Here is a 24,068-nt window from a genome sequence, read left to right as displayed (position 1 = left end):
ACAGGAATGTTGGCAGGTTTATTTTTTTACTTATAGGAAATAATAGCAGGCTGAAAGGTTGTGAATAAATTGTTTTGGTTACTGCTCATTCTACTGCTATTTTTGCTATTATTCATTCTTATCATTTTTACAAAATTAACGATTTTGACAGATTATTATCATCATAATGATAATGATGACTTGAAAATCGAGCTTAGGATTTGGTTTGGCTTAATAAGGTTTAAACGTCACATACCATTAATCAAAGTGGATGATGATTCTCCCAGTGTTATAGTGAAAACTAAAAAACAGGGTAGAAGCAAGGATCAGAGCTCAGAAACTAGCATGAAACAAGTAACAGAAAAAGACGTACAATCATATTTGGAAAAAACAAAGATATTCCTCCACAAGGTTTCTGGCTTGAAGGTCATAATTAAAAAGTTTTTGCAAAAGGTCAAAGTAAAAAAGTTCGAGTGGCATACATTGATTGGCTTAGGCGATGCAGCCCATACAGGTACTGCCACGGGGGCTTTATGGGCGATAAAAGGGAGTGCACTCGGTATTGTCAGCCAAAATATGAAATTACTTGCTGAACCAAAAATTACGATTACCCCGCACTTTCAGGCGGCTGTAATCCAAACCCGGATTTCATGTATGTTTCAATTTCGAATCGGGCATGCTATATTGGCAGGATTAAAACTGATTAAGTTTTGGCGTGGCAGCGAAACGACCGCCACCAATAAAACTAATTTTTCTAATGAGAAAATGAAATCTGTTTAATTAGGAGGATTACTGCTATGTCTGAACATCCGATTCAAGGTTTAATGACAACGGCAATGGAAAGCTTGAAGGAAATGATTGATGTCAATACAATTATTGGCGACCCTGTAGAAACACCGGATGGCAGTGTGATTTTAACAGTATCAAAGGTTGGGTTTGGATTTGCCGCCGGGGGCAGTGAATTCAACAAGGCAGATAATGGGCAAAGTCAAGGACAAGGACAGGGACAAGGACAGGGACAAGGACAAGGTCAGTCGAACCTTCCATTTGGCGGCGGTAGCGGTGCTGGCGTGTCTATTACACCAATAGCATTTTTAATAGTGAATTCTCAGGGAGTCAAAATGCTTCATTTGGATGAAAGTACACATCTTTATGAAAAGATCCTTGAACTTGCCCCGCAAGCAGTGGATAAAATACAGCAAATGTTCTCGAAAAAGGACCAGCAAAATCATTCGCAACAGCAAAATCATTCACAGCAAAAGAGTCCTTCACCGCAGCAAAACGATAAGTTAATAAATGATTTAGATTTATAGGATTCAAGGTTAATCTTCCATGGTCAATGGGAGGATTAACCTTTTTCTAGGAGCAAAATATGCACCTATTAAAGTTCATAATAATTGCAAAAATAATTTTGACGGGATATAGTAACTCTGTACATATACCAAGTAAGCCATTTCCATATTGGGTTTCGGTAATCTTGGATACGAAAAAGGAGGATGAAAAAATGGCAAATGTAACATTTAAGGGGGGCCCGGTTACATTATTGGGCAATGAAGTTAAGGTTGGCGACAAGGCGCCAAATTTCACTGTTTTGGCAAATGATTTGTCACAAGTAACTTTGGATAGTACAAAGGGACAGGTTCGGTTAATTACTTCTGTTCCATCACTTGATACAGGAGTATGTGATGCCGAAACACGCCGTTTTAACGAGGAAGCAAACAGCCTGGGGAATGTAAAAGTGCTGACAGTAAGTGTTGACCTTCCATTTGCCCAAAAACGCTGGTGTGCTGCTGCAGGTATTGAAAATGTACAAACATTATCCGACCACCGTGATCTTTCCTTTGGGGAAGCTTATGGAGTAGCGATTCAAGAATTAAGACTATTGGCCCGTGCGGTCTTTGTAGTTGATTCCAGCGATACTGTGACATATGTAGAATATGTAAGTGAAGCTACAAACCATCCAAACTATGAGGGTGCACTTGAAGCGGCAAGAAACGCGAAATAAATCGTAAGGTTAAAAGGCTCTCGTCATGGCGGGAGCCTTTTAACTTGTTTAAAAATTGCTTCCTCGGCTACAATGAGGAGTGGAAATGGATAGATGAAAGGGGACTCTCAATGAGCATTTCTCCAATTGAAAAATTATTTACATTATTTAATGAAAGTGCTGTAACGTTACAAGAAGAACTGGACTGCACATTCCTGGAAGCATTGGCCGAAACAGGGGAAAACTTGTTTCATGGCTCGATTCTTCAGGAGGAACTTAGTGAATTGACAGTGAAGCGGCTGAAAAAGCAATTTCAAGAAATTGATTTAGAAAGATATTCAAATGAGGAAATCCGCAAAGCATTTCAATTGGTGATTCTGAAAGGTATGAAGGAAAGTGTGCAACCCAATCACCAAATGACTCCAGATTCTGTAGGGATGCTTGTTGCCTATCTTGTCGACCGTTTTATAAAAGAACAGTCATTTCGCCTGCTTGATCCCGCTGTTGGCACTGGAAATCTACTAATGACGGTGCTAAATTATGTTTCCAAGGAAACTGCCGCCATTGGTGTTGATATTGATGACTTATTAATCAAACTTGCTTATATTAGTGCAAACCTGCAAAGACAGCCCGTACAGTTTTTCAATCAGGACAGTTTGGAGCCATTATTTATTGATCCAGTAGATGCAGTGATTGCGGACTTGCCAGTCGGCTATTATCCTAACGATATTCGCTCAGCAGAATATCAACTGCAAGCAGATAGTGGTCATTCCTATGCTCATCATTTATTTATTGAGCAAAGTGTCCGACATACGAAGCCAGGTGGGTACTTATTCTTTATCATTCCTAACGGATTATTTGAAAGCGAACAGGCTGGAAAACTGCATGATTTCTTTAAAGAACATGTTTTCATTCAAGGCCTTTTGCAACTGCCGGTCAGTATGTTCAAAACAAAAAGTGCGGCCAAAAGCATTTTAGTTCTGCAGAAGCAAGGAGAGAATGTCAAACCTCCAAAGCAAGCATTACTGGTTGATTTGCCCAGCCTTTCGAAACGGGCAGAAGTGGATAATATTTTGACTAAGATTGATAAATGGTTTAAAGAAAATAAAGGATGACTATAGTAGTCGTCCTTTTTATTTTTGTGAAAAATGCGAATACATTTATATTTTTGCTGTAACCGCTACCAGTGAATTTATGCCTTGAAAAGTACTTTTTTCAATGTTTAAATGAGGAATTGAGGGCGTTAAATAAGAACGGCTTGTGCAAAATATACTTAGTTGTTATGTACATAAATAAGGAGCGGTTGCAAATGGCAAAAGTTATTGCAATTAATGCAGGAAGTTCTTCGCTGAAGTTTCAATTGTTTGAAATGCCGGCGGAAGAAGTTATTACTAAAGGATTAATTGAAAGAATCGGACTAAATGATTCCATCTTCACGATTACGGTAAAGGGAGAAAAGGTCCAAGAAACACTTGACATCCCTGACCATGAGGTCGCTGTCAAAATGCTGTTGGATAAATTGACAACACTCGGAATCATCAAGTCGTTAGATGAAATTGAAGGGGTGGGCCACCGTGTTGTTCATGGCGGTGAAGAGTTCAATGATTCAGTTCCCATTACAGACGAAGTGTTAAAAAAAATTGAGGATTTATCCGAGCTTGCACCATTGCATAATCCGGCAAACGCAACGGGAATCAAGGCATTCCAACGTGTACTTCCGAATGTGCCTGCTATAGCTGTTTTTGATACAGCTTTCCATCAAACAATGCCTGCTAGTTCATATTTATATAGTTTGCCTTATGAGTATTATAAGAATTATGGGATTCGCAAGTATGGCTTCCACGGAACCAGCCATAAATACGTGTCCAAGCGTGCTGCGGAGCTTTTAGGTCGTCCGTTAGAGCAGATTCGATTAATTTCCTGCCATCTTGGGAATGGAGCGAGTATTGCTGCCATTCAAGGCGGAAAATCAATTGATACATCCATGGGCTTTACACCGCTTGCCGGGGTAACGATGGGTACACGTTCTGGTAACATTGACCCGGCTCTTATACCGTTTATTATGGAGAAAACAGGAAAAACAGCGGATGAAGTGCTCGAGGTCCTAAACAAAAAAAGCGGTATGTTGGCCGTTTCCGGTTTTTCCAGCGATTTAAGAGACATTGAAATTCAGGCAAAACAGGGAAATGAGCGTGCCCAGCTTGCTTTAGATGTATTCTCGAACCGCATTCATAAATATATTGGCTCTTATGCTGCACGCATGAACGGTGTCGATGCGATTATTTTTACAGCCGGGATTGGTGAAAACAGTGATACCATTAGAGCCAGTGTATTAAAAGGGCTTGAGTTTATGGGTATATACTGGGATCCAGCTCTTAATAAGGTCAGAGGTGAAGAAGCGTTTGTCAACTATCCGCATTCACCTGTCAAGGTTATCGTAATTCCAACTGATGAAGAGGTTATGATTGCCCGTGATGTTATGCGTTTAACAGATATTCACTAATAGCAAAGGCAAAAGTCTAAACGGCTTTTGCCTTTTTATATGAAGTTTTTTTTGTGCTATACTGGAAGAAAATCATGGGAGGGAATGCAACATGCCTTTAACTGACCGTGAACAGAAAGTCTTGCATGAAATAAGAGAATGGGAACAGCGGATACTATCCATTGAGCCCAATGACTTTCAATTAACTTATGAAAAATATTTGGAACAAGCCTTTTCTCTTCTGCCGGAAAAAGTTCAACGGCAATTCTTTTCGGTCATCGATACTTGGTTATATCATTTGCATGGGATTATACAAGCTTCCCAACTGCAGCAAGATGCCAAGGAAAGAATTTTGTCTTCAGGAAGAATTTTTCAAAAAGGTCTGGAAAAAATAGAAGACTTGAGATCATTGGACATAGATCAATTGCAATACATAGCAGACCAACAAATTGCGAGGCACCGCTTATACTCCTTTATCCAAGGCGGGATTGCCGGTTCGGGTGGCCCTTTGCTGTTAGGAACTGATATTCCAGCAATGGCTGTTATTAACTTGAGAGTGGTCCAATTAATTGCGATGACGTATGGATTTCAAGTGAATACGCCACATGAAATGATGACATCATTAAAGGTTTTTCATACTGCAACATTGCCGCCAAGACTTCAGGCACAGGGCTGGTCCATATTAATGGAAGAATTGGCTGACAAGCAAACACCTTATTTTTATGAAGGCAAAGAAGAAATAACGGATATTACCTGGATAGACCAACCGCTTCAACAACTGTTAAAGGCAATGGTTATTAGTATATTTAAGAAAAGACTAATCCAGGGCATCCCGCTGATTAGTATGGGGATTGGTGCTGGGGTCAATTATCAGCTGACAAGAAAAGTAACAGACCTTGCGCAAAAATATTATCAGCTTCGTTACCTAAATTTGAAAGAGGAAATATAACATGAGTATACAAGAACATAGAAAAACGGCTCAGGAAACCGTTAATTGTAAAGTGATCACCGTTAGTGATACGAGAGATAAAGAAACCGACAAGAGCGGCAGGCTGATGATTGACATGTTGGAGCAAGCAGGACACCAGATTGTCGATTACGTTATTGTTAAAGACGAAGCGGAGCCTATTAAAATAGAAATCCTGCGAGGCTGCGAACGAGACGACATTGATGTCATTTTAACCAACGGCGGAACAGGGATTGCCAAGCGGGATGTTACCATTGAAACTGTTCAGGCTTTATTGGATAAAGAAATGCTCGGCTTTGGTGAAATCTTCAGAATGCTTAGCTACCAAGAAGATATTGGCTCTGCAGCGATTCTTTCACGGGCCATTGGCGGTGTCGTAAAAGATACAGCGGTGTTCTCCACTCCGGGTTCATCAGGTGCTGTGAAACTGGCAATGAATAAATTAATCTTGCCGGAGATTGGCCACGTCGTGAAGGAGATTAAAAAGGATTTATAAGAAAGAGAAAACTCCCTTATGTGACTAGGGAGTTTTTTAATGGTGTGCTTTATCAGACACTGTTTGGTTAGCACGGTACCAGAGCCATAAATCATTGATGATGGAAGCGAGTTCGGCAATTTCGGAGTTTAGTTGGCAGGAAATAGTAAAATCATTTTCATCTGAAAGCTGTGCTTGCTTGTAATTGATTTCTTGTTCAAGGTCAAGTATTCGGTCAGGTATCGACCCGCGAATCCGCTCCCAGCGCAAGAGTATTTCCTCTTGTGTTGCTTTGCTGTATTGATCCCATTCCAAAGTTAAATCGGGAATATGAATGCCGAGGCGCTGGTTAAAAGAAAAGTGATCTGTCATATTGTCCTCCAGGAAGTTATCTTGCTCTTATTTTACTATACTTTAAAACCATTTTTACAGTAAAAAAGCACGGAGCTGGCTGCTTCGTGCTTTAAATATCCTTATTCCAAATCTTTTTTCGTCCGTACCACAAGGACGTCGCATGGAGCATATCGGACAATATGTTCTGAAACACTGCCGATAAAGAACCGTTCTACCACGTTCATTCCAGTGGCTCCACAGATAATTAAATCAATATTATGCTTCTTGGCCAAGTCTCGAGGGATGCGAATTTTAGGTGAACCAAAATCAATTTCATACTGCACATCCGGTACTCCGGCATCCTCAGCCTGCTTTTTATAATTCTCCAGCATATCCTTTGCAAGCTTTTCGGCCCGGTCTCCAATCACTGTGTCGTACGCTTCAATTAATGCAAATGATCTTGTATCAATAACATGGACCAAGAGCAGGGGACATTGATTTCTCTTTGCTACTTCAATCCCCTTTTTGAATGCCCAATCAGCTTCCTTCGACCCATCAATTGCGACTAAAATATGTTCATATTTAAGTCCCATGATCATCATCTCCTCACCCTTATTATACAATATTTAACAGCGTATAACTGTTGCAATTTTTCGAACAATAAAGTGGTAACATACATTGAAAGGGGAGTTGCGGCATGAGCATGGATCCAAACAAGCAATATAGTTTTGAATTTGATGAACAGGGCGCCAATGTGGTTAGTGAACAAATCATGGACTCGTATAATAGCGGTTTTATTGACCAGGGAACTGCAATAGCTGATAGTAATGATTTCACTACTTCAGAGAGCTAGTAATAAATATCTAAGAGGACTGTCTCCTTAACGGGAACAGTCCTTTTGTCTGTCCAGACCTTATAAACTGTATATTTGTCTAGAAAAATCCTGTTTAAGGGGCGTATACCCAAGAATTTACTTTCTATTTGCATATTCTTTAATTAGTTATGAATAATGCCTTGCCTTTTATTGGCGAGGCCTTAATATATCGTTAGGGTTATTTTGGAAGTACCGTGTTTTTTGATAAAATTAAATGGTTCACATAAATCATTGCGGAGGTATTGAAATGCGGATAGGTGTACCAAAAGAAGTAAAAAACAATGAAAATCGTGTTGCCATGACACCTGCGGGAGTTGTAAATCTGGTGAGCTCTGGACATGAAGTATTTATTGAAACAGGGGCAGGAACTGGTTCTGGTTTTAGTGATGAGGATTATCGTAATGCTGGTGCCTCAATAGTCGATTCCGCAACAGAAGCCTGGTCAATGGACATGGTCATGAAGGTAAAGGAGCCGCTTCCAAGTGAATATCAATATTTTCGTGAAGAGCTAATCCTGTTTACATATTTGCATTTGGCCCCGGAACCACAATTAACAAAAGCATTAATGGATAACAAAGTAGTCGGGATCGCCTATGAGACAGTACAGTTGCCTAACCGCAGCCTTCCGCTGTTAACACCGATGAGTGAAGTGGCCGGACGAATGGCAGCTCAGGTCGGGGCGCAATTTTTAGAAAAGGTGTATGGCGGCATGGGAATCCTGCTGTCAGGTGTTCCTGGTGTCCAACGAGGGACTGTGACTATCATTGGCGGCGGTGTTGCTGGTACAAATACGGCGAAAATGGCAATTGGACTCGGTGCAAAAGTGACAATCATTGATGTAAATCCGGAACGATTACGTCAGCTGGATGATATTTTTGGCGCAGATATTACTACTCTGATGTCCAATCCTTATAATATTGCAGAAGCGGTAAAGGAGTCTGATTTGGTTATAGGTGCGGTGCTGATTCCAGGTGCCAAAGCACCAAGGCTTGTAACGGAAGAGATGGTTAAATCGATGAAACCAGGCAGCGTGGTGGTCGATATTGCGATTGACCAAGGCGGAATATTTGAGACGACCGACAAGATTTCAACACACGATAACCCCACCTATGTTAAGCACGGAGTCGTTCATTATGCTGTTGCCAATATGCCTGGTGCCGTGCCGCGTACATCGACCATCGCCTTAACAAACGTTACCGTTCCATATGCCTTACAAATCGCCAATAAAGGCTACCGCCAGGCATGTCTAGAAAATGAGGCTTTATTAAAGGGAATTAACACTCTTGCCGGACATGTAACCTATAAGGCAGTTGCCGAAGCCCTAGGGCATGAATATAAAGATGCAAAAGAATTATTGGGATCATAAAGGTAAAAACATGGGGAAAACATGTGGCGAGGTTCTACGTGCCTTTGGGCATGAAAATAGAAAGCTGCCGGTCACGTAGGAGTGTTCTACGTGACCAAATCTGCTCGAAAAAAGAGCAATCAGTCACGTAGGAGTGTTCTACGTGACCAAAAACAAGAAAGAAGAGCGAAACAGGTCACGTAGGAGTGTTCTACGTGCCCAAAAACAAGAAAGAAGAGCGAAACAGGTCACGTAGCCGGGTTCTACGTGACCAAAAACAAGAAAGAAGAGCGAAACAGGTCACGTAGCCGGGTTCTACGTGACCAAAATCAAGAGAGAAGAGCAAAACAGGTCACGTAGCCGGGTTCTACGTGACCAAAAACAAGAAAGAAGAGCGAAACAGGTCACGTAGGAGTGTTCTACGTGACCAAAATCAAGAGAGAAGAGCGAAACAGGTCACGTAGCCGGGTTCTACGTGACCAAAAACAAGAAAGAAGAACGAAACAGGTCACGTAAAAAGTGTTATGTACGCAAAAAAAATAATAAAAAAACCAGCATCCTCTAGGAAGCTGGTTTGAAAGACCCAATATAGCAGCCGCATTTGCCGTACTCCGTATAAGAAAGTTTTAAACCACCACTCCTCAAAGTGGGTGTTCTCAGAAGCTTTCCTGCGTGTCCTCCAAGTCTTATAGACAGAGGCTTGTCATTCCGACTTCAATGTTTAACTCCCTATTACAGCTTAAAGGTTAAAACTTTATTATTGATACGTACAACGCAGCCTGTATTTGTATATTACATCATTCATAATGATAGTGCAATGTAAAAAGTATCCAACTATTTACTTAATAATTTGCAATTCCTTTGGATATTTGGTTAAAGCAATTGCGCCGTCAGCACCAATATATACATCATCTTCAATCCGGACACCGGCTACTCCTGGAACATAAATACCAGGTTCAATCGTATACACCATGCCCTCCTGGAGGACTAGTTGGTTAGTCTCTGTCATGGACGGATACTCATGAATGCTGATTCCAAGTCCATGACCAAGGCGATGTGGAAAATACTCGCCATAACCAGCATCAGCGATGATTCGACGCGCGGTCAAATCAACTTCAGACGCCGTTACACCTGGTTTGCTCGCCTCCAAAGCGGCAAGCTGCGCCTTCAAGACGGTATCATAGATTTCCCTCTGCTTCTCGTTAATGTCACCATAAGCCACTGTTCTAGTAATATCGGAACAATAACGGTCAACCACAACACCTAAATCAAATAGTACAAGGTCGCCTTTTTGAATTTTGGTCATACCGGGATTGCCATGAGGTGATGCGGCGTTGGCACCGGTTAACACCATGGTCGAAAACGACATTTCGGTTACGCCTTTTTGTTTTAAGGCGTATTCCAGAGCATTCAAGACATCCAATTCAGTTTTGCCCTCTTTGATTTCACTGGCGCCGAACTCTACGGCGAAATCAGCTAGGGCACAAGCTTCTTCAAGAATTTTTAACTCTTTTTCATCCTTAATCATGCGCAGCTGTCTTAATTTTTCTTCAGCAGAGACAAACTTCACATTTGCGAACAGCTCCATAAGCTGTTCGTAACGTTCTACATTCATATGTTCTTTTTCAATCGCGATCTTACCGGCAGCAATGCTGCGTTTTTTAATAGCATTAACCATCATTTCCCAAGGATTTTGAATGTCATTGAAGCCGATTATCTCATGTTCCCAGCCAGCTGATTTCACATTATGAAACTCCATTTCCGGACAAACCAAAAATGGCTCCTCTTCCTGAAAGACGGCAAGAGCAAGCAAGCGTTCATGCGGGTCAGTATAATATCCGCTTAAGTAAAATACGTTTTCTGATGATGTAACTAAACTAAATCCAATATCATTTTCCTTCATCCAGGTTTGCAATTTATTAATCCGTTGATTCATTGTGCAGGGACCTCCTTTTAAATATCTACTCTATTTGAGAGTAACAATAGAAAAATAAAATGTAAACTATCACACATTAACATGTGCTAAAACAAGGAGTTTATGGGGAAAATGTGGGAGGAATTCCAGAACTTTTATGGAAGTAGTAATACTATACGAATTGAAAGGGGAAGTGAAAATGAAAGTTTCTTATCATGGACATTCTGTCGTTCAAATTAACAGTAACGGAAAAACAATATTAATCGATCCGTTTATAACCGGGAACAGCCTGACTGATTTAAAGGCTGACGAAGTGCAGGCTGACGTGATTATTTTAACACATGGCCATAACGACCATGTCGGCGATACTGTCGAAATTGCAAAAAGATGCGGGTCTCTTGTAGTGGCTAACGCAGACCTTACTACTTACCTTAGCTGGCAGGGAGTGGAAACCCATGGAATGAATATCGGTGGTGCCTGGCACTTTGATTTTGGCACGGTTAAGCTGACACAGGCATTCCATGGTTCAGGATATGCAACAGTAAACAAGGAAATCATTTATTGCGGAATGCCGACGGGCGTCTTGTTCAGCAGTGAAGGCAAAACCATTTATCATGCAGGGGACACGGGGCTATTTTCCGACATGAAATTAATTGGAGAACGCCATCCAATTGATCTTGCGTTCCTGCCGATTGGTGATAATTTTACAATGGGTCCGGAGGATGCAGCCTATGCGGCAAAATTATTGAATGCCAAGGTGGTTGTGCCAATCCATTACAATACCTTCCCACCGATTAAACAGGACCCTAATGTATTTATTGAATTGCTTGAAGCTAAAAACGGCAAAGTGCTGCAACCTGGTGAAGCACTCGAAATTTAACTACTTTTTTTCCTCCAATATGCATAAAGATGGAACAAGCAGTCTTTTAGTTTGAAGGAGGAAGTTGGAATGAAAAAGAATCGTTATTTGCTATGTTTGCTGCTTAGCGCCTTCATGTTATATTTTGCGGTACCAAGGCTGTCTGTTACAGCGGAAGGGCTTCAAGGAATATTTGCGATTACTTGGCTGGCATTCGCGATAATCGTGATTGCTGGAAATCTGACTGGTCTGCTCTATGCCCCAAAAAAGCAGGTGCAAAAGGTTTCACCTGAGCGTATGAAAAAACGTTCTTTTCATTAACATTTGGGAATCTTTAGGTGCCTCTTAGCTGCACCTCCTGATCAGCGCTTTCGCTTTATTTGTGAAACCGCATTGAATCAAGACTTTTTAAACTTTATAATAAAATTTAGATATCTGTTGACCGGATAAATTGAATTTAACTTATAAAGGGTGAAGGTCTTGGCTACTAAGACAAAGCACGAACAAATCTTGGATTATATTGATGAACTTCCGATAGGTGAGAAAATTTCAGTCAGACAAATCGCCAAAGCCATGAATGTCAGTGAAGGTACGGCCTACCGCGCTATAAAAGAAGCGGAGAACAAAGGCTACGTCAGCACCATTGAACGGGTGGGCACGATTCGGATTGAACGGAAGAAAAAAGAAAATATTGAAAAACTGACATTTGCAGAGGTTGTCAACATCGTCGACGGCCAAGTATTAGGCGGCCGAACAGGGCTGCATAAGACTTTGAATAAGTTTGTCATTGGCGCCATGAAACTGGAAGCGATGATGCGCTATACGGAGGCAGGAAACCTTCTGATCGTCGGAAACCGGACACAGGCGCACGAGCTTGCGTTAAAAGCGGGAGCAGCCGTGCTAATTACTGGTGGATTTGATACGGAAGATCAAGTGAAAAAACTCGCGGACCAGTTGGAATTGCCAATCATTTCTTCCAGCTATGATACGTTTACAGTCGCCACGATGATTAATCGTGCCATATACGACCAATTGATTAAAAAAGAAATCATTTTGGTAGAGGATATCCTAACACCGATTTCGGAAACCTATTATCTTAAAACAACTGATAAGGTTTCAAAATGGCATGAGTTGAATCAGCAAACGACCCACAGCCGATACCCGGTAGTCGACCAAAACATGAAAATTCAAGGTATGGTAACCAGCAAAGACGTATTGGGTCAGGACCATGAAAATATGATTGAAAAAATAATGACCAAACAACCGATGACGGTTACGGGAAAAACGAGTGTTGCTTCAACTGCCCATATGATGGTTTGGGAAGGGATTGAGGTCCTTCCCGTTGCTGATGACTCTAATCGGTTAGAGGGGCTCGTCAGCAGGCAGGATGTCTTAAAGGCTTTACAGATGAATCAACGTCAGCCACAAGTAGGCGAAACACTTGATGATATCGTCACCAACCAAATAGCATTAATGCAGGGAAGAGGCAAGGGAGAGGATGCCTTCACCTGCGAGGTTACCCCACAAATGACGAATCATCTTGGAACAATATCATACGGCGTGTTTACTACTATTGTTTCTGACGCGGCCAATCGTGTCCTTAAAGGGCATAAAAAAGGTGATTTGGTCGTTGAAAATATGACGATTTACTTTATTAAACCTGTTCAAATTGAAAGCACCCTTGAGGTTTATCCAAAAATTCTCGAGGTTGGCCGTAAGTTTGGAAAGGTGGATGTAGAGGTTTTCAACGATGGAATACTGGTTGGTAAAGCGATGATGATGTGTCAGTTGATTGATAGAACGTGAGAAAAAGCCGCTTCCTTAACAGGAGCGGCTCCAATTATTTCTGATTCTCCAACATTTCTGCTTCCTCGATAGCAAATGGGAGATAATGTTTATATTTTTTTATACCGGTCCAAGTGAATAAAATCCCATAAAAAGTAAAGATGGCCCCAACGATGTAAGTGATGGTGGAAGGGTTCACGAACAAAGAATTGATCCCAAAAACCATAACAAATAACCCGAGGGCAATATTTGATTTGGCAGACAACCATTTTTTTTCGACTGGCCGATTGCTTCTGAAGTATTTTGTTTTATAAAATAAATAAAAGGCAAATAGAATAACGATAAAAACAACAAGCACAAACATATTGGTTCCTCCAGTTTAAAAAATCAACTATTATTTTACCTGTAATGAACCAAAAAAGCCACCATTACAAAAGGATTTACGATAAAGGAGCGTTTATGAAACAGGAAATTTTAGATACGATTAAACAATATGACACGATTATTCTGCATCGCCATGTCCGCCCGGATCCTGATGCTTACGGTTCCCAGGGGGGATTAGCGGCTATCCTTAAGGAGTCCTTTCCGGAAAAAAATATTTACGCGGTCGGCCAAGAGGAGCCAACGCTCCATTACATGCGCAGACTCGATACAATCGATGATGAAACCTATCAAGGAGCACTGGTCATTGTTTGTGATACAGCAAACGAGGAGAGAATTTGTGATAGGCGGTATACTCTAGGGGATAGACTGATAAAAATCGATCATCATCCAAACGAAGATCCTTATGGAGATTTATTATGGGTCGATACTACAGCAAGCTCCTGCAGTGAAATGATTTATGATTTTTATTTATTTGGGAAAGACCAAGGCTTGAAAATGAACGATGAGGGCGCAAGGCTTCTATTTGCGGGCATTGTCGGCGATACCGGTAGATTCCTTTACCCAAGTACAACTGAAAAAACCTTCTCCTATGCAGGTGAATTAATACATTACAATTTTTCCAGACCGGAACTATTTGACCGTATGTATGAATTGGAGGCAAATATAATCAAATTAAATGGTTATATTTTGCAAAACTTTGAGCTGCAGGAAAATGGTGTCGGTTCAGTTGTACTGACTAAGGAGCTGCTTGAAAAATTTCAGGCAAGACCTGCTGAGGCCTCACTGTTGGTTGGAACATTGGGCGAAGTAAAAGGGATTAAGGCATGGGCCTTCTTCATAGAAGAGGGGAATCAAATCAGAGTCCGGCTGCGCTCAAAGGGACCAGTCATCAATGGTGTTGCCCGAAAGTTTAACGGTGGCGGGCATCCGCTTGCTTCAGGCGCTTCAATTTTCTCTTGGGATGAAGTGGATGAGGTATTAAAAGAACTAGATGCAGTATGTCGAAAATAACGAAAGAAACGGCCGAAATGGCCGTTTTCTATTAGTCATCGAACTGGAGTTCAAGCTGAATCGTCAAGGTGGTGTAAATAACCATTTCTTTTACTTTAAACTTATATCGCTTCTCATTTAAGGTAATTGGCTTGTTTTCAATAATTTTTCGGATCATATCCTTACTTTTGGCGACCGTCTCCAAATCCTTTGCCAGCACTGTTTTAATGTCATCTCTTACCGCTTCCTCCGCCTGAAATACACTGAAATCGTCCAAACGATACTTATCTGGATTGGTTATTTTAATATTGATTTTTTGAACGGTGATTTTTTCAAGGTTCTTTTGATTCAACTCTGCATAATCGTCCTGCCAAATTTTAATTTCGTCCTTCAGTTCGCTGATATCCTCCCGCTGCTTTTTTATAAGTTTGGAATTTTCCTCTTGCCAGACACCAAAGATATATAAAAAAATACACCAACTAATGGCACCGCCAATGGCCATCCCCGAAAAAAAACGCTGCCAGGAGGGTCTGCGGTAATAAGGCGGGATTCTCATGATGAAATGTGCTCCTGAGTCAGCCAATTAATAATTAATGCTCCGGTTTGAGCACCGCCCAAGGCGGACAAAATTAATAAAAACTGCTTAAACAGGTCCTTTGTTTCTGCATTTAATAAACCGCGTTCAAATGTATAAACCGCGTCAAATGTTCCCCCAATGGCAGCGACAATCGCCCAAATCCTAAGTGCCGATGATAAGCGGTAAACGGTAGTAAGTGGAGGCTGACCGGTTAAAAAGGAGGCAATTCCCCCAATTAGCGCCCCCCCAAGGACAACGCCCAAAGCAATAAAATAGCTTTCAATAAACGCTGGGAAAAAGCCGAGTTCTTTCATGATACCAACCGCCTTCGTATATCCAAATATTCTTTCTATCATTTATATGGACAAACTTTTCTAAATATGAATTAGTTTAAATGAGAACATATTTTCTTTTTTTCACTTAAAGCTCTATAATATAAGTTGAGATAAAAGTATAAGGGTGTGACAAATATGTCTTTTATTCACCTGCATGTATATAGCGCGTATAGTTTATTGACAAGCACGGCATCAGTTTCGGATTTGGTGCAAAATGCCCGTGATAAGGGCTTCAGTGCCTTGGCATTAACCGATAGAAATGTAATGTACGGGACAATTGAGTTTTACAAGCTATGTAAAAAGCAAAATATGAAACCAATCATTGGTCTTACTGTAGATATCGCTAGCGAAAGAAAGGAAAATGAAGCATTTCCGCTTGTTCTCCTCGCGGAAAATGACACGGGTTTTAAAAATCTATTAAAAATCTCCAGTGCGGTGCAAACGAAAGTAGATCATGGGCTGCCATTTAAATGGCTTAAGCATTATGCTGCGGGGCTTATTGCCATTACCCCGGGAATACAGGGGGAAATTGAGCAGTCCATCATAAACGGACAATTATCAGAAGCAAAAGAATTAATCCATGCTTATTCCAACCTATTTGGCCGAAAAAACTTCTTCCTGGCCCTGCAAAACCATCAACTTGACCAAGAAAGTGTCATAAAAGATCAATTCATTCACATATCGAGGGAATTACATGTACCTCTTGCAGCAACAAACACTGTTTATTATCTGGAGAAAGAGGATACATTTGCCCATGAATGCCTGCTGGCCATAAAGAATGGGGATAAATTGCAAGATGACCATCGCGAACAACTGGGGAGCGATCAGTTCTATTTAAAAAGTGCACCTGAAATGGCGGATTGCTGTGTTGATGTTCCGGATGCACTGGAAAATACGCTTCTTATAGCGGAAAGATGCAATATTAATATTGATCTGAACAAAACATATTTACCGGCCTATCCGACTGAAAACGGCATTCCGGCGGATGATTATCTTGAAATGCTCTGTAATAAGGGATTGGCTGAGCGTTTTCAACATCCTGATAAAAAGTATACCGAACGCTTGGCATACGAACTGTCAGTTATTAACCGCATGAAGTTTAGCAATTATTTTTTAATTGTTTGGGATTTTATGAGATATGCCCGCGAGCACGGAATTCTGACCGGACCAGGCCGGGGCTCGGCGGCGGGGTCCCTTGTTGCCTATGTCTTATTTATAACCGATGTCGACCCTTTGGAACACAACTTGCTGTTTGAACGTTTTTTAAATCCCGAGCGGATCTCCATGCCTGATATTGATATTGATTTTCCTGACCATCGGCGAGATGAGGTGATTGAATATGTAGCCCGTAAATATGGCGAGCTTCATGTTGCTCAAATTACCACATTTGGGACGCTGGCTGCGAAGGCTGCCCTTAGGGATGTCGGTCGGGTGTTCGGTTTAAATACAAAAGAATTAGAGCAGTTGTCCAGGCTTTTACCATCTCGGCCAGGATTAACACTAAAGAATGCCTATAATGATTCTGAAGGACTGCGCAAGTATATTAATGAATTACCAATAAATAAAAAGCTCTTTGAAACAGCTTTGAAGCTAGAAGGTCTACCAAGGCACACTTCAACCCATGCCGCAGGTGTGGTCATCAGTGAGAAGCCCTTAGTTGACTTAATACCCATTCAGAAAGGTTCAAACGACATTTATTTAACACAGTATTCCATGGAACATCTCGAAGAACTAGGGCTATTGAAAATGGATTTTCTGGGGTTAAGGAACCTGACATTAATTGAAACTATCTTATCTTCGATTCATCGCCATAAGGGTACCAGGATTGATCTTCGTAATATTCCTCTTGATGACAGTGCCACTTTTGAACTGTTGGCTAGAGGAGAGACAACTGGGATATTTCAATTGGAATCGGAGGGAATGCGGAAGGTATTGAACCGATTAAAGCCTTCACGGTTTGAGGATATTGTTGCTGTAAATGCTTTGTACCGGCCAGGACCAATGGAGAATATTTCGCTATTCATTGAAAGGAAACATGGCCGTGAGGCGGTTCATTATCCTCACCATGATTTACAGCATATTCTCGAAAATACGTATGGCGTCATCGTATATCAGGAACAAATTATCCAGATTGCGTCAAAAATGGCTGGTTTTACACTCGGCGAAGCCGATCTGCTTCGAAGAGCGGTTTCGAAAAAGCAAAAGGAAGTCTTAGATAAGGAGCGAATCCATTTCGTCCAAGGAGCACTAAAGAAAGGTTACGATCAATCCTTAGCTAATGACATCTATGATTTGATTGTCCGCTTTGCCAATTATGGATTTAACCGCAGTCATGCGGTGGCATACAGTATGATTGCTTATCAGCTGGCCTATTTAAAGGCAAATTACACTTTGCATTTTATGGCAGGGCTCTTGACATCGGCAATAGGCAACGATACAAAAATTGCCCAATATATTTTGGAAGCGAAGCAAATAGACATTTCCATTTTACCTCCATCGATTAATCACAGTTCCTTTTCCTTTCAAGTAGAAGGAGGAAAAATCCGGTACAGCCTGGCTGCAATCAGAGGTGTTGGTGCAGCTGCATTGAAGGAAATTTTTCAAGCCCGTAAACAAAAAAAGTTTGCTGATCTTTTCGATGTTTGCATTCGTGTTTCAACCAAGGCCATTAACCGAAAAACCCTGGAATATCTTGTCCATTCTGGATGCTTTGATGAATTCGGCAAGGATCGGGCTGTTCTTCTGGCAAGCCTGGATGTCGCGATCGAGCACGCGCAAATATTTAAACCCGATGATTCCAGTCAAATCGATTTATTTGACGATGAGTTAATCCCAAAACCAAAGTATGTAATCGTTGACCCGCTGAGCCAGGAGATGAAACTGACTTTCGAGAAGGAAGCTCTTGGTTTCTACCTCTCCGATCACCCTATTTCCATTTATGAAAAGGAGCTTGCCCGATGTGGAGCACAGCCAATTTATCAATTAAAGAAAGATGGAAAACGAGTTGCAACAGGGATTTACGTGGCAGGGATAAAAACAATTCGAACAAAAAAAGGTGAAGCAATGGCTTTTTTAACAATCAGCGATTCTAGCGGTGAATTAGAAGCGATTGCCTTTCCGGATGTTTACAGAAGGTTTTCTCCATTACTGGGACAAGGGAGTTTCGCACTGCTCGAAGGGAAAGTGGAAGAACGTGATGATAAACGACAGTACATTATTCAGCAGGTTTTTGAAATACAACAGTGGATAGCAAGCAAATCAAAAAAGCAGCCGGTTTTATATTTAAAAATTGACCAAGATAAACAGGATGAGCAATCACTGCAAAAGATCAATCGATTGATAAGAGAACATAAGGGGGATGCAGGCGTTATCCTCCATTATGGAGCAACCAGAAAAACCGTGAGACTGGGAGAAGGAAACAAGGTCAGTCCAACCCCAATTCTACTCCAATCTTTAAGGGATATCCTCGGTTTTCATAATGTTGTCTTAAAAGAATAATTCTTTACAACTTCCGAAGATATGTTATATTGTTAAAGAGACATGTGTGGTCTGACCACCAAGTTTTTTAATGGGATATTTATTCATTCAAGGGGTGACCAATCTTGACTTTACGAGAAGAAGCATTGCATATGCATCGTATTAACAAAGGAAAGTTGGAGTCTAAATCAAAGGTGCCAGTCAGAAACGCACATGATTTAAGCTTGGCCTATTCTCCTGGTGTTGCCGAGCCGTGCAAGGATATTTACGAAAAACCTGAATCAGTCTATGAGTATACAATGAAAGGCAATATGGTGGCTGTTGTTTCTGATGGTACAGCTGTTCTTGGTCTTGGTAATATTGGACCCGAAGCAGCACTCCCGGTTATGGAGGGGAAGGCTGTTTTATTTAAGAGCTTTGCTGGTGTAGACGCATTTCCAATCTGTTTAAACACGACCGATGTGGATAAAATTATTGAAACTGTTAAGCTGCTTGAGCCGACATTTGGCGGGGTAAATCTTGAGGACATTGCTGCACCAAATTGTTTTGTGATTGAGGAAAGACTGAAAAAAGAGACAAACATACCGATTTTCCATGATGATCAGCATGGAACAGCGATTGTCACCGCCGCAGGCCTTGTCAATGCGCTGAAAATAACCGGGAAGAAAATGACGGAAATTAAAGTGGTTGCAAACGGTGCAGGAGCTGCAGGGATTGCAATAATAAAATTATTATACAGTTATGGCGTTCGCGATATCATCATGTGTGATACGAAGGGGGCCATTTATGAAGGCCGTCCGGTCGGCATGAATGACGTTAAGGCAGAAGTAGCGAAATATACAAATCGGGATAGTATGGCTGGCAGCCTTGCCGATGTCATGAAGGGTGCCGATGTATTTATTGGTGTTTCTGTAGCCGGTGCATTGACAAAAGAAATGGTACAATCAATGAACCCAGATCCGATTATTTTTGCAATGGCAAACCCGAATCCTGAGATTATGCCCGATGAGGCAAAAGCGGCAGGAGCAAAAGTCGTTGGTACAGGACGTTCAGATTTTCCTAATCAGGTAAACAATGTCTTGGCATTCCCAGGTATATTCCGTGGTGCTCTCGATGTACGTGCCACTCATATTAATGAAAAAATGAAGATTGCTGCCGTGGAAGCCATTGCAGAATTAATAACTGATGACGAATTGAATGCAGATTATGTTATTCCGGGGCCTTTCGATCCAAGAGTAGCTCCAAATGTAGCAGCGGCGGTGGCAAAGGCAGCGATGGAAACGGGCGTTGCCCGAATTAAGGTGGACCCTGAGGAAATAAAGGAAAAAACCAAGCGACTCGCTCTAATCGGAAAAAGTGAGTGATTTAGGTAGTGACAAATACAAAAGTTTACTTGGAAATTGTTAAACAATTAAGAGAAATGATTACAGCGGATGGATTAATGCATGGAGATAAAATTCCATCAGAACGTGAATTATCTGAGCGCCTGAATGTCGGGCGCTCTTCCGTTCGAGAAGCTTTAAGGGCGTTGGAACTGTTAGGGTTGATTGAAACCCGGCGAGGGGAAGGAACCTTTATTCGTGACTTTCACGGCCACCAGCTCGTTCAGTTGCTAAGTACCTTTATCCTGCAGGATGAAAAGGCAAAGAAAGATGTATTCGAAACAAAATATTTGATTGAGATGGATTGTCTGCGTTTGGCGATAAAAAAACTGGACATGAACCAGATCGAAAATATGAGAAAATGGCTTTCCGAAGCAGGCAGTTTTCACGATGATGATTTTTTTTACCGAATTGTAGAATGTGCTGATAACCACTTGTTTTCACGAATATGGGGAATTTTAAAAGATTATTATAATGCATTAATCACAACCCCGGTCCAATATGCTCAAAATGACTATTTTGTTTTATTTGAAGCACTTGCGGAAAGAAATGAACAAAAAATGTTTTCAGCTTATTACAAACTTCGAAATTTGTCTGTTGATTAACGACAAATACTAACAGATTTTGAACTATTGTTCATATATATTGGAATTTGTACAAGCCCTTAAATCAGGGCATTTTTAATCCCATGGTGGTCTGGCCACTTTTTGGTTTTATGAAAGGTATGGGATTACAGTTAGATAGAAAGACTGCTGAGTAGAGTAAAAAACATATGGAAAACTTCCATCTGGCAGTCTGATACAGGGAGGTTATATTTTGGCGCTTAAAGATCTATTCACCAAAAATCAAGTAAAGAAGAAAAAGTATGCAACCATTCCTACCGAAGCGGCGAAAAGTGATGTTCCCGAAGGGATTATGACAAAATGTCCATCATGTAAAAAAATCATGTATACAAAAGAGCTTTCGAAGAATGAAAAGGTTTGTTTACATTGCGGGTACCATTTTCCGATGAATTCAAAAGAACGAATCGTCAGCTTTATTGATGAAGGAAGCTTTCAAGAACTGAATGAAAACATGATTTCGAAGAATCCGTTACAATTCCCGGACTACTTGGAAAAGCTTGAAGCCGACCGGAAAAAAAGTAAGCTCAATGAGGCAGTGGTAACTGGTATTGGGACGGTTGGCGGACACAAAGTTGTGGTAGCAATTATGGATTCCTCATTCCGTATGGGAAGTATGGGATCAGTTGTCGGGGAAAAAATCACCCTTGCTATTGAAAAAGCGAATGAGCTCTCCGTTCCATTTATCATTTTCACCGCATCTGGTGGTGCCAGAATGCAGGAGGGCGCCCTAAGTTTGATGCAAATGGCTAAAACAAGTGTCGCATTAAAGAAATTTAGCGATAATGGCGGATTAATTATCTCTATTATGACTCATCCGACAACCGGGGGTGTTTCAGCGAGCTTTGCCTCATTAGGGGACTTCAACTTTGCCGAGCCAGGTGCATTAATTGGCTTTGCTGGGCGGAGGGTCATTGAACAATCCATTCGTGAACAATTACCGGAGGATTTTCAAACAGCGGAGTTTCTCTTAAAGCACGGTCAGCTTGATGCAATTATTTCACGCCTTGACATGGTCGAAAAGATTACCGACATTCTTGATATACATCAGCCGGGAGGTGATTTCGTATGGCAGTAGAATTGGAATTTGAACGCCCAATAACAGAATTAAGACAAAAAATTTCGGAACTAAAAGAGTTTACCCAGAATGCTGACGTGGATTTAAGTTCTGAGATCCAAAAGTTAGAGGGCCGCTTGGCAAAGCTTGAACAGGATATCTATGAAAATATCAAGCCTTGGGATCGGGTCCAGATTGCAAGACACCCAAACAGGCCAACAACTCTCGATTATATTTCCTATTTGTTTGATAACTTTTTTGAATGTCATGGTGACCGGACTTTCGCGGACGATGAAGCGATTGTCGGCGGGATTGCCAAATTTAAAGGCCTGCCGGTAACAGTAATTGGCCACCAACGTGGTAAGGACACGAAAGAGAATATCCGCAGAAATTTCGGGATGCCACACCCAGAAGGATATCGGAAAGCACTTCGGTTAATGAAACAGGCTGATAAATTTCGCCGTCCGATTATTTGTTTTATCGATACAAAAGGGGCCTACCCTGGAAAAGCAGCGGAAGAACGCGGTCAAAGTGAGGCAATTGCCCGCAATCTTTTTGAGATGGCAGGTTTAAAAGTACCTGTAATATGCGTTGTGATTGGTGAAGGAGGCAGCGGCGGCGCGCTTGCTCTTGGAGTAGGCAACCGAATTCATATGCTGGAGAATTCGACGTACTCAGTTATTTCACCGGAAGGAGCGGCAGCCATTCTGTGGAAGGATGCAGCACACGCAAAAACAGCGGCAGAAACGATGAAAATTACTGCCCCCGATTTAAAGAAATTAGGGGTTATTGATGAAATTATTCCTGAAATTAAGGGCGGCGCCCATAAGGATACCAAAAAACAAGCCGAGGAAATCGAAAAGACTTTGCTGCAAAGCTTAAAAGAGCTTTTACAGTTGTCTGAGGAAGAATTAATTGCTGATCGTTACAATCGTTTTCGAACAATTGGCGAATACGGTTTAATCAATGATTTGATAAGTGTAAATTAAATGAAAAACGTGCTCGGTCAGAGCGCGTTTTTCATTTGGTAGGGAAACTTCAGATTATTCACGATTTAGACAATGATAACGTTACCATTTGTATATAAAGCGCTTGCAGTTTACTAACTATTTCGTCTATTGGATTATCCGGTATCATTCGGTTGTTATGCGGATTTCTTCATGTTATTTTATTAATATTCAAGGGCTTTATGTAAATAATAGAAGAAGAATAAAAAAATTGATACATACACTTCTTCCTTCCCATTATATTTTAATTTTCACATACCAGTATTGAGGTGATAACGATGAAAAAAATAGGTGTATTAACTAGTGGCGGGGACGCGCCGGGAATGAATCCGGCGATTCGTGCAGTCGTACGGAAAGCAATTTTTCATAATGTCGAAATTTACGGAATTTATGGGGGCTATGCAGGATTAATTTCAGGAAACATAAAAAGACTTGAGCTAGGGTCTGTAGGTGATATTATTCACCGAGGCGGAACAATGCTTCAGTCTGCCCGTTGTCCAGAATTTAAGACGAAAGAAGGACAGCAAAAAGGAATACAACAATTAAAAGCACATGGTATTGAGGGTCTCGTCGTTATTGGCGGTGATGGTTCTTATATGGGAGCAAAGGCATTAACAGAGCAAGGCTTCCCTTGCGTCGGCGTACCGGGAACCATTGATAATGATATCCCAGGTACGGATTTAACCATTGGTTTTGATACAGCATTAAATACGGTTATTGATGCCGTTGATAAAATTCGTGATACGGCCACTTCACATGAGCGGACTTTTATCATCGAAGTAATGGGAAGAGATGCTGGTGATATTGCGCTATGGGCAGGGCTTGCCGGCGGTGCTGAAACAATCCTGATTCCTGAAGAAAGCTATGATATAGATGATATTGCCGACCGATTACGCAAGGGTCAGGAGCGCGGCAAAAAACATAGTATTATCATTGTGGCAGAAGGAGTTACAAGCGGTGTTGAATTTGGCAGACAACTGAAAGAAGCAACCAACTTTGATACGAGAGTCTCTGTACTGGGGCATATGCAACGCGGCGGGTCTCCGTCTGCTGCTGACAGGGTTTTAGCAAGCAGACTTGGCGCACGTGCTGTCGAGCTGTTAATTGAAGGAAAAGGTGGACGGGCAGTAGGGATGGAGAATAATCACCTTGTAGATTATGACATCATCGAAGCACTAAGCAGAAAACATAAGCTGGACTTGGATCTTTATAAACTTTCACAGGAATTATCTATTTAATAT

The 24,068-nt window shown here is 41.3% G+C and carries 25 protein-coding genes; 19 read left to right on the top strand and 6 right to left on the bottom strand.

What is annotated here, in order from left to right; translation table 11 throughout:
• Window positions 1-60 precede the first annotated feature (60 nt).
• The 7 genes from ACZ43M_RS21500 (at window position 61) to ACZ43M_RS21470 (ending at window position 5,908) form a co-directional block, all read left to right on the top strand.
• Entirely contained in the window at window positions 61-759 is a 699-nt protein-coding gene (locus ACZ43M_RS21500) for a DUF2953 domain-containing protein (protein ID WP_464504551.1), read from the top strand.
• Between the two features lie 17 nt (window positions 760-776).
• Window positions 777-1,292 carry a GerW family sporulation protein gene (gene ytfJ, locus ACZ43M_RS21495; protein WP_464504550.1) on the top strand — a complete coding sequence of 172 codons (516 nt, stop codon included), beginning with the start codon at window positions 777-779 and terminating at the stop codon, window positions 1,290-1,292.
• 191 nt (window positions 1,293-1,483) lie between these two features.
• The gene (gene tpx, locus ACZ43M_RS21490) at window positions 1,484-1,984 is read left to right on the top strand and encodes a thiol peroxidase (protein ID WP_464504549.1); all 501 of its coding nucleotides are present in this window, start codon (window positions 1,484-1,486) and stop codon (window positions 1,982-1,984) included.
• Window positions 1,985-2,094: 110 nt separating this feature from the next.
• Entirely contained in the window at window positions 2,095-3,078 is a 984-nt protein-coding gene (locus tag ACZ43M_RS21485) for a class I SAM-dependent methyltransferase (RefSeq protein ID WP_464504548.1), read from the top strand.
• A gap of 194 nt (window positions 3,079-3,272) precedes the next feature.
• Window positions 3,273-4,466: an acetate kinase gene (locus ACZ43M_RS21480; protein WP_464504547.1), complete on the top strand. Its 1,194-nt coding sequence runs from the start codon at window positions 3,273-3,275 to the stop codon at window positions 4,464-4,466.
• A 91-nt stretch (window positions 4,467-4,557) separates the two neighbouring features.
• The gene (locus ACZ43M_RS21475; RefSeq protein ID WP_464504546.1) at window positions 4,558-5,394 is read left to right on the top strand and encodes an EcsC family protein; all 837 of its coding nucleotides are present in this window, start codon (window positions 4,558-4,560) and stop codon (window positions 5,392-5,394) included.
• A 1-nt stretch (window position 5,395) separates the two neighbouring features.
• Complete coding sequence (locus ACZ43M_RS21470) at window positions 5,396-5,908, top strand: MogA/MoaB family molybdenum cofactor biosynthesis protein (RefSeq protein ID WP_464504545.1); 513 nt, start codon at window positions 5,396-5,398, stop codon at window positions 5,906-5,908.
• A gap of 36 nt (window positions 5,909-5,944) precedes the next feature.
• On the opposite strand, the gene ACZ43M_RS21465 is transcribed toward ACZ43M_RS21470, so the two are convergent.
• Both ACZ43M_RS21465 and ACZ43M_RS21460 read right to left on the bottom strand, forming a co-directional pair.
• A complete protein-coding gene (locus ACZ43M_RS21465) occupies window positions 5,945-6,259 on the bottom strand; it encodes a hypothetical protein (protein ID WP_464504544.1) in 315 nt (104 codons plus the stop codon).
• Between the two features lie 101 nt (window positions 6,260-6,360).
• On the bottom strand, window positions 6,361-6,813 hold the full coding sequence (locus ACZ43M_RS21460; protein WP_464504543.1) for a universal stress protein: 453 nt from the start codon (window positions 6,811-6,813) through the stop codon (window positions 6,361-6,363).
• 104 nt (window positions 6,814-6,917) lie between these two features.
• On the opposite strand from ACZ43M_RS21460, the gene ACZ43M_RS21455 reads away from it, so the two are divergent.
• Window positions 6,918-7,073, top strand: coding sequence for a hypothetical protein (locus ACZ43M_RS21455; RefSeq protein ID WP_464504542.1), 156 nt, complete (start codon window positions 6,918-6,920; stop codon window positions 7,071-7,073).
• 268 nt (window positions 7,074-7,341) lie between these two features.
• Window positions 7,342-8,460 carry an alanine dehydrogenase gene (gene ald / locus ACZ43M_RS21450; RefSeq protein ID WP_464504541.1) on the top strand — a complete coding sequence of 373 codons (1,119 nt, stop codon included), beginning with the start codon at window positions 7,342-7,344 and terminating at the stop codon, window positions 8,458-8,460.
• Between the two features lie 817 nt (window positions 8,461-9,277).
• Here the strand turns inward: ald and ACZ43M_RS21445 are convergent.
• On the bottom strand, window positions 9,278-10,375 hold the full coding sequence (locus tag ACZ43M_RS21445) for a M24 family metallopeptidase (protein ID WP_464504540.1): 1,098 nt from the start codon (window positions 10,373-10,375) through the stop codon (window positions 9,278-9,280).
• Window positions 10,376-10,553: 178 nt separating this feature from the next.
• Here ACZ43M_RS21445 and ACZ43M_RS21440 point away from each other — a divergent pair, with 178 nt between their 5' ends.
• From ACZ43M_RS21440 to ACZ43M_RS21430, 3 genes are all read left to right on the top strand, one after another.
• The gene (locus tag ACZ43M_RS21440) at window positions 10,554-11,234 is read left to right on the top strand and encodes a metal-dependent hydrolase (protein ID WP_464504539.1); all 681 of its coding nucleotides are present in this window, start codon (window positions 10,554-10,556) and stop codon (window positions 11,232-11,234) included.
• A 69-nt stretch (window positions 11,235-11,303) separates the two neighbouring features.
• Window positions 11,304-11,534 carry a hypothetical protein gene (locus tag ACZ43M_RS21435; protein ID WP_464504538.1) on the top strand — a complete coding sequence of 77 codons (231 nt, stop codon included), beginning with the start codon at window positions 11,304-11,306 and terminating at the stop codon, window positions 11,532-11,534.
• A gap of 159 nt (window positions 11,535-11,693) precedes the next feature.
• Entirely contained in the window at window positions 11,694-13,019 is a 1,326-nt protein-coding gene (locus ACZ43M_RS21430; RefSeq protein WP_464504537.1) for a DRTGG domain-containing protein, read from the top strand.
• Between the two features lie 34 nt (window positions 13,020-13,053).
• On the opposite strand, the gene ACZ43M_RS21425 is transcribed toward ACZ43M_RS21430, so the two are convergent.
• The gene (locus tag ACZ43M_RS21425; RefSeq protein ID WP_464504536.1) at window positions 13,054-13,362 is read right to left on the bottom strand and encodes a YtpI family protein; all 309 of its coding nucleotides are present in this window, start codon (window positions 13,360-13,362) and stop codon (window positions 13,054-13,056) included.
• 95 nt (window positions 13,363-13,457) lie between these two features.
• Here ACZ43M_RS21425 and ACZ43M_RS21420 point away from each other — a divergent pair, with 95 nt between their 5' ends.
• On the top strand, window positions 13,458-14,393 hold the full coding sequence (locus ACZ43M_RS21420) for a DHH family phosphoesterase (RefSeq protein ID WP_464504535.1): 936 nt from the start codon (window positions 13,458-13,460) through the stop codon (window positions 14,391-14,393).
• 31 nt (window positions 14,394-14,424) lie between these two features.
• Here ACZ43M_RS21420 and ytrI read toward each other — a convergent pair whose 3' ends face one another.
• The gene (gene ytrI, locus ACZ43M_RS21415) at window positions 14,425-14,928 is read right to left on the bottom strand and encodes a sporulation membrane protein YtrI (RefSeq protein WP_464504534.1); all 504 of its coding nucleotides are present in this window, start codon (window positions 14,926-14,928) and stop codon (window positions 14,425-14,427) included.
• Window positions 14,925-15,266 carry a sporulation membrane protein YtrH gene (gene ytrH, locus ACZ43M_RS21410; protein WP_464508085.1) on the bottom strand — a complete coding sequence of 114 codons (342 nt, stop codon included), beginning with the start codon at window positions 15,264-15,266 and terminating at the stop codon, window positions 14,925-14,927. The genes ytrI and ytrH overlap by 4 nt, the downstream gene beginning before the upstream one ends.
• Before the next feature lie 153 nt (window positions 15,267-15,419).
• Here ytrH and dnaE point away from each other — a divergent pair, with 153 nt between their 5' ends.
• From dnaE to pfkA, 6 genes are all read left to right on the top strand, one after another.
• Window positions 15,420-18,782: a DNA polymerase III subunit alpha gene (gene dnaE / locus ACZ43M_RS21405; protein WP_464504533.1), complete on the top strand. Its 3,363-nt coding sequence runs from the start codon at window positions 15,420-15,422 to the stop codon at window positions 18,780-18,782.
• Window positions 18,783-18,886: 104 nt separating this feature from the next.
• Window positions 18,887-20,125, top strand: coding sequence for an NADP-dependent malic enzyme (gene ystJ / locus ACZ43M_RS21400; protein WP_464504532.1), 1,239 nt, complete (start codon window positions 18,887-18,889; stop codon window positions 20,123-20,125).
• A 56-nt stretch (window positions 20,126-20,181) separates the two neighbouring features.
• A complete protein-coding gene (locus ACZ43M_RS21395) occupies window positions 20,182-20,748 on the top strand; it encodes a FadR/GntR family transcriptional regulator (protein ID WP_464508084.1) in 567 nt (188 codons plus the stop codon).
• 211 nt (window positions 20,749-20,959) lie between these two features.
• Window positions 20,960-21,841 carry an acetyl-CoA carboxylase, carboxyltransferase subunit beta gene (gene accD, locus ACZ43M_RS21390; RefSeq protein WP_464504531.1) on the top strand — a complete coding sequence of 294 codons (882 nt, stop codon included), beginning with the start codon at window positions 20,960-20,962 and terminating at the stop codon, window positions 21,839-21,841.
• On the top strand, window positions 21,832-22,809 hold the full coding sequence (accA, locus tag ACZ43M_RS21385; RefSeq protein ID WP_464504530.1) for an acetyl-CoA carboxylase carboxyl transferase subunit alpha: 978 nt from the start codon (window positions 21,832-21,834) through the stop codon (window positions 22,807-22,809). Before accD ends, accA begins: the two co-directional genes overlap by 10 nt.
• 296 nt (window positions 22,810-23,105) lie before the next feature.
• A complete protein-coding gene (gene pfkA, locus ACZ43M_RS21380) occupies window positions 23,106-24,065 on the top strand; it encodes a 6-phosphofructokinase (RefSeq protein ID WP_464504529.1) in 960 nt (319 codons plus the stop codon).
• The last annotated feature ends 3 nt before the right edge of the window (window positions 24,066-24,068 follow it).

The sequence above is a fragment of the Neobacillus sp. B24 genome, assembly GCF_055381825.1.
The sequence above is the reverse complement of the archived record's forward strand: the minus strand, read 5'-3'. Positions and strand labels throughout refer to the sequence as shown.

Excerpts from the sequence above, each read along its gene's own strand:
- ald (WP_464504541.1), top strand. The coding sequence starts at position 7,342 with ATGCGGATAGGTGTACCAAAAGAAGTAAAAAACAATGAAAATCGTGTT.
- ACZ43M_RS21475 (WP_464504546.1), top strand. The coding sequence starts at position 4,558 with ATGCCTTTAACTGACCGTGAACAGAAAGTCTTGCATGAAATAAGAGAA.
- pfkA (WP_464504529.1), top strand. The coding sequence starts at position 23,106 with ATGAAAAAAATAGGTGTATTAACTAGTGGCGGGGACGCGCCGGGAATG.
- ytfJ (WP_464504550.1), top strand. The coding sequence starts at position 777 with ATGTCTGAACATCCGATTCAAGGTTTAATGACAACGGCAATGGAAAGC.
- ACZ43M_RS21480 (WP_464504547.1), top strand. The coding sequence starts at position 3,273 with ATGGCAAAAGTTATTGCAATTAATGCAGGAAGTTCTTCGCTGAAGTTT.
- ACZ43M_RS21420 (WP_464504535.1), top strand. The coding sequence starts at position 13,458 with ATGAAACAGGAAATTTTAGATACGATTAAACAATATGACACGATTATT.
- ACZ43M_RS21395 (WP_464508084.1), top strand. The coding sequence starts at position 20,182 with ATGATTACAGCGGATGGATTAATGCATGGAGATAAAATTCCATCAGAA.
- accA (WP_464504530.1), top strand. The coding sequence starts at position 21,832 with ATGGCAGTAGAATTGGAATTTGAACGCCCAATAACAGAATTAAGACAA.
- ACZ43M_RS21460 (WP_464504543.1), bottom strand. The coding sequence starts at position 6,813 with ATGGGACTTAAATATGAACATATTTTAGTCGCAATTGATGGGTCGAAG.
- ACZ43M_RS21445 (WP_464504540.1), bottom strand. The coding sequence starts at position 10,375 with ATGAATCAACGGATTAATAAATTGCAAACCTGGATGAAGGAAAATGAT.
- ACZ43M_RS21465 (WP_464504544.1), bottom strand. The coding sequence starts at position 6,259 with ATGACAGATCACTTTTCTTTTAACCAGCGCCTCGGCATTCATATTCCC.
- ACZ43M_RS21455 (WP_464504542.1), top strand. The coding sequence starts at position 6,918 with ATGAGCATGGATCCAAACAAGCAATATAGTTTTGAATTTGATGAACAG.
- ytrI (WP_464504534.1), bottom strand. The coding sequence starts at position 14,928 with ATGAGAATCCCGCCTTATTACCGCAGACCCTCCTGGCAGCGTTTTTTT.
- tpx (WP_464504549.1), top strand. The coding sequence starts at position 1,484 with ATGGCAAATGTAACATTTAAGGGGGGCCCGGTTACATTATTGGGCAAT.
- ACZ43M_RS21440 (WP_464504539.1), top strand. The coding sequence starts at position 10,554 with ATGAAAGTTTCTTATCATGGACATTCTGTCGTTCAAATTAACAGTAAC.
- dnaE (WP_464504533.1), top strand. The coding sequence starts at position 15,420 with ATGTCTTTTATTCACCTGCATGTATATAGCGCGTATAGTTTATTGACA.
- ACZ43M_RS21435 (WP_464504538.1), top strand. The coding sequence starts at position 11,304 with ATGAAAAAGAATCGTTATTTGCTATGTTTGCTGCTTAGCGCCTTCATG.
- ACZ43M_RS21425 (WP_464504536.1), bottom strand. The coding sequence starts at position 13,362 with ATGTTTGTGCTTGTTGTTTTTATCGTTATTCTATTTGCCTTTTATTTA.
- ACZ43M_RS21470 (WP_464504545.1), top strand. The coding sequence starts at position 5,396 with ATGAGTATACAAGAACATAGAAAAACGGCTCAGGAAACCGTTAATTGT.
- ACZ43M_RS21485 (WP_464504548.1), top strand. The coding sequence starts at position 2,095 with ATGAGCATTTCTCCAATTGAAAAATTATTTACATTATTTAATGAAAGT.